2 protein-coding genes and 1 pseudogene are annotated in these 541 nt (G+C 56.2%); all 3 read right to left on the reverse strand.

Going from position 1 to position 541, the window contains the following annotated elements:
- Positions 1 to 229, reverse strand: a pseudogene (locus TR36_RS16210) (hypothetical protein); the annotation flags it as partial.
- Positions 211 to 351, reverse strand: a complete 141-nt coding sequence (locus TR36_RS15885) for a hypothetical protein (protein ID WP_192841378.1) — start codon at positions 349 to 351, stop codon at positions 211 to 213. The pseudogene TR36_RS16210 and the gene TR36_RS15885, both read right to left, overlap by 19 nt.
- Positions 348 to 541 (reverse strand): HAD family hydrolase (locus TR36_RS15620; RefSeq protein WP_237763610.1); only part of this gene is annotated, 194 nt, incomplete at its 5' end. The genes TR36_RS15620 and TR36_RS15885, both read right to left, overlap by 4 nt.

Raw genomic sequence — 541 nt, forward strand, 5'->3', positions numbered from 1 at the left:
AGCCAAGGTGCCTGGTCCACAATCTTGGCATGTCAGCCTCGGCCGTCAGCTCTGCCTGCTTTTCCGCATCGAAGGTTGTTTCGATCYKATCCAGAAGGGCATCGGTTTCTGGTGTACCGAAGGCACCCCAGTTCTGCGACACAGGTGAAGCGTTCTTGGAATGGAAGTATTTGGCAAGGTAGCTGATATCAGATGACGCGAACGAAATGTTCAGGGCATCGGCATCCATTGTGGGGGCACGATCCCGTTCGGAGATTTGTTCTCCTGCAATTCGGTGGTGCCATCCTCATGTTCCACCTCTTCATAGGGTTGGCGGTGATACACAACAACGAGGGCTGATTTCTCGGTCATTCTGTTACCTCTACCGGCGGGGTCGCATGGAGTTTGAAAGCACGGATGGATTCTGCAATCCCGCCGGTTCCGGGCAGTTTGCAGTGGCGTGCACGCGGCAGATCTGCGGTGGCATCCAGCAGACCCTGCTCGCTTTCACCCACAACCGCGCCGTGCAGGCCGGTCTGGAACATCGACAAGTCATTGAGGG

It is taken from the genome of Falsirhodobacter sp. alg1, from assembly GCF_000739715.2.
Classification (GTDB): Bacteria; Pseudomonadota; Alphaproteobacteria; order Rhodobacterales; family Rhodobacteraceae; genus Falsirhodobacter.

Excerpts from the sequence above, each read along its gene's own strand:
- TR36_RS15885 (WP_192841378.1), bottom strand. The coding sequence starts at position 351 with ATGACCGAGAAATCAGCCCTCGTTGTTGTGTATCACCGCCAACCCTAT.